At 79.1% G+C, this 3,634-nt stretch carries 3 protein-coding genes; all 3 read right to left on the bottom strand.

Annotation, left to right across the window (positions count from 1 at the left end):
* Positions 1 to 118 precede the first annotated feature (118 nt).
* Positions 119 to 1,861, bottom strand: coding sequence for a serine/threonine-protein kinase (locus EF903_RS30150; RefSeq protein ID WP_125548169.1), 1,743 nt, complete (start codon positions 1,859 to 1,861; stop codon positions 119 to 121).
* A 46-nt stretch (positions 1,862 to 1,907) separates the two neighbouring features.
* A complete protein-coding gene (locus tag EF903_RS30145) occupies positions 1,908 to 2,675 on the bottom strand; it encodes a hypothetical protein (RefSeq protein ID WP_125548168.1) in 768 nt (255 codons plus the stop codon).
* A 130-nt stretch (positions 2,676 to 2,805) separates the two neighbouring features.
* The coding region (locus EF903_RS30140; RefSeq protein ID WP_148142611.1) for a dihydrolipoamide acetyltransferase family protein at positions 2,806 to 3,634 on the bottom strand (829 nt) is incomplete at its 5' end.

Genomic DNA, 3,634 nt, shown 5'->3' with positions numbered 1-3,634 from the left:
GCGGGGGACGGGGCGTCGCCTCCGCCCGGAACCGCAGCCGGGGCGGGGCACGCCGATACCACCAGTGTCCGGCCGTCGGCAGCGCCCGGCAACCCGCGAACGCCCCCGCCGGGCCCGGTCAGCCGCCGGCCGGGAGGTAGGAGTCCACCGCCGTGTCGAAGACGGCGCGGGCCTCCTTCGTGCGGCCGGTCGGCGCCGACACCCACACGTCGTGGAGCGTGCCGGCCTGCTCCCAGCAGATGTCGTACGTGTGCCGGGGCCCCTCGGCGGCGGTGAAGCCGTTCCACGTGAACTCCCACAGCGCGGCCGGCAGGCCGTCGTGGGTGGTGGGGGTGACGGCGTTGTCGCGGTAGCCGGGGTTGCTCTCCGGGCCGCGGGCGTCGGCGGCGCGCATCGAGCCGAGCGCCCCGCCGGCCGGGACGGGCCCGGTCCGGATCCCGACGCGGACGGCGCCGTCCGCCGTGGTGTAGAAGACCCGTTCGCCGTCCGTCGAGCGCCGGGTGCCCTGCGGCACGGCCAGGCTGAAGCCGCGCTCGTCCGTGACGAGGACGTAGCCGCGGGGCACCGGCCGGGCCTGCGCGGGCAGCGACGGCAGCGGCGCCGCGGTGGTCGCGGCCGGGGCCGGGGCGGTCGTCGTCGACGGGCCCGGGGACGCGGCCCGCGGTGAGGACGCGGCCGGGGCCGCCGCGGACGGGCCGGGCGCGGCCGGCGCCGCCGCGGCGGACGCGGCGGCCGCGGGGGGCTGCCGGGTCCCGCCGTCGAGCAGCGCCACGGCCGTCACCGCGCCCGCGCAGGCGGCGACGGCCCCCGCCACCACGAGGGCCGCCCGCGCACCCCGCAGCCGCGGCCGCGCCGGAGGCCCGCCCGCGTCCCGGGTCTTCGGCGCGGTGCCGCCTTCGCGTACGGGCGCCGGCGCCGGGGCGGCGCCCGGCCGGCCGCCGCCGTGCTCCGTCGGCGTGTACGCGGCCCCGGCGGCCGGGCCGGCCGTCGCCGCGTCGGCCGGGCCGTCCCCCGCCGCGCACGCCGCGAGCATCCGGCGCGCCCGCGCCGCCCCCAGGCGCCGGTCGGGATCCCGCTCCAGCAGCCCGCGGACGACCGGCAGGAGCGGCCCGAGCCGCTGCGAGGGCCGCACCTCCTCGTAGACGACCGCGTGCAGGACGGCCCCGATCGAGTCCCGGCGGAACGGCGACTCGCCGGTGACCGCCGCGCACAGCAGCGCCCCCAGCGACCACAGGTCCGACGCGGGGCCGCCCGCCCCGCCCTGCATGCGCTCGGGTGCCGCGTACTCGGGGGTGCCCGCGAACGCCCCCGCCTCGCTGATCGTCGTCGCACCGGGCAGGCTGGCGATGCCGAAGTCGGTCAGCACCGCGCGGCCCGTTCCCGCCTCCAGCAGCACGTTCGCCGGCTTCACGTCCCGGTGCTGCACCCCCAGCGTGTGCGCGGCGGTCAGCGCGTCGAGCAGGGCGAGTCCGACCGCTGCCGCCTCCCGCGGCGCCATCGGCCCGTCGGGTCCGGCCAGCCGGTCGGCGAGCGACCCGCCGTCCACCAGCTCCATGACGATGACGGGCCGCCCCTCGTGCTCGACCACGTCGTGCACGACGACCACGTGCGGATGCCTGACCTTCGCGACGGCCCGCGCCTCCCGCAGGGCGCCCGCCGGGTCGGCGCCCGCGTCGAGGGAGAGCGCCTTGACCGCGACCGCCCGCCCGAGGAGTTCGTCGGTCGCCCGCCACACCACGCCCATGCCGCCGCGGCCGAGCCGCCCGCCCAGGCGGTAGCGCCCGCCGATCACCGTGCCGCCGTCGTCCGGCCCGTCCTCCAGCGCCACCCGCTCCCCCTCGTCTTCCGGCCAACGGCCCATGATGGCGCACCGGGTGGGCCGCCGCGCCGCGGACCGCGCCCGCGGCTCAGGGGAGCAGGGCCCGCACCCCCGCCCACTCCCCGACGGCCTGCACGACCGGGTCGTCCGACTCGGCCAGCTGGGGGCCCACCGCGGCCATCCGGTCCAGCAGCACCTTGATCCGCCGCAGGTGCCGGATGCGCCGCCTGGGCAGCTCCCGCCAGGCCCGGGCCTGCGCGACCGCCTCCGCGGGTGCCAGGTCGATCAGGTCCAGCAGCTCCCGGCACAGCGCGGCCGGGTCCCCGCCCCGGCCGGGCCCGAACTCCCGGATCAGGTAGACCCGTACGCCCGCCCTGTCGGCGGCGCGGTCCAGCGCGTGCAGCCCCGCCCAGTCGGCCCGGCGCTCGACCGCGGCCAGCGCCACCCGGCCCCAGCGCAGCCGCCGCGCGCCGGGCAGCGCCCCGTCCTGCATCCCGGCGGCGGCGAGGCTGCTCAGCGTCATCGGGTGGGGTTCGTCGCCCAGCGGAGGGTCCGTGGCCAGCCAGGCCTCCAGCTCCTCCAGCGCGTGCCCGCCGGGCGGGACGGCGGTCAGCACCTGGCCGCCGGCGAGCAGGGCGGCCGCGGGGCCGGCCAGGTGCACGCGGGCCGCCCGGCCGGCGCCGAGCGAGGACTCCCGGCGGCCCTGCCGCTCGATCCAGCGCAGTCCGAGCCGGGCGTCGCCGGCGGCGTACACCTGGCCGGTGCGGGCGGCGCCGCCGATGCACCGCACGCGGCACACCCCTCCCGAGCCGTCCGCCTCCTCCACGGAGTACACCTGCAACGCGGCGATGGGCACCGGTCCTCCTCTCACGGCGGGGAGGCTACCCGGTCACCCGTCCGGCCGTGCGCCCCGGCCGCGGGCGGGAACGCGGAAGCGGCCGGCCCCCCGCTCGGGGAGCCGGCCGCGGGCCGGTGCGGTGTGACCGCTACGACCAGGTGACCAGGCGGCGCGGCTGCTCCAGCACGGCCGCGATGTCCGCCAGGAACTTCGAGCCGAGCTCGCCGTCGATCAGGCGGTGGTCGAAGGACAGCGCCAGCGTCGTGACGTGGCGCGGCTTCACCTTGCCCTTGTGCACCCACGGCTGGAGCTTGATCGCGCCGACCGCGAGGATCGCGGACTCGCCGGGGTTCAGGATGGGCGTGCCGGTGTCGACGCCGAAGACGCCGACGTTGGTGATGGTGAGGGTGCCGCCCTGCATGTCCGCCGGGGAGGTCTTGCCGTCGCGGGCCGTGGCGACCAGCGCGGACAGGGCCTCGGAGAGCTCCGGCAGCGTCTTGGCGTGCGCGTCCTTGATGTTGGGGACGATCAGGCCGCGCGGGGTGGCCGCCGCGATGCCCAGGTTGACGTAGTGCTTGAGCACGATCTCCTGGGCCGCCTCGTCCCAGGACGCGTTGACGTCCGGGTTGCGGCGTACGGCGATCAGCACCGCCTTGGCGATGAGCAGCAGCGGGTTGATGCGCAGCCCCGCCAGGTCCGGGTCGGCCTTGAGCTCCTGGACCAGCTTCATCGTGCGGGTCACGTCGAGGGTGATGAACTCGGTGACGTGCGGCGCGGTGAACGCGGAGCCGACCATGGCCTGGGCGGTGACCTTGCGGACGCCCTTGACCGGGATGCGGGTCTCCCGGGCGCCCGGCTCGGCCTCCGGGGCGGCCTGGGCGGGCACGGCCGCCGGCGCGGCGGACGCGGCGGACGGCGCGGGGGCGGCCGCGGGGGCGGCGGCCTGCGGGGCGAGCGCGGCCGCGGCGGCGGCGTGC

The organism is Streptomyces sp. WAC05292, assembly GCF_003949955.1.
GTDB classification, from domain to species: Bacteria; Actinomycetota; Actinomycetes; order Streptomycetales; family Streptomycetaceae; genus Streptomyces; species Streptomyces globosus.
This window is presented reverse-complemented; position numbering and strand designations above follow the sequence as displayed.

Bases quoted from the DNA above. Each gene is read 5' to 3' on its own strand.
- EF903_RS30150 (WP_125548169.1), bottom strand. From the start codon at position 1,861: ATGGGCCGTTGGCCGGAAGACGAGGGGGAGCGGGTGGCGCTGGAGGAC.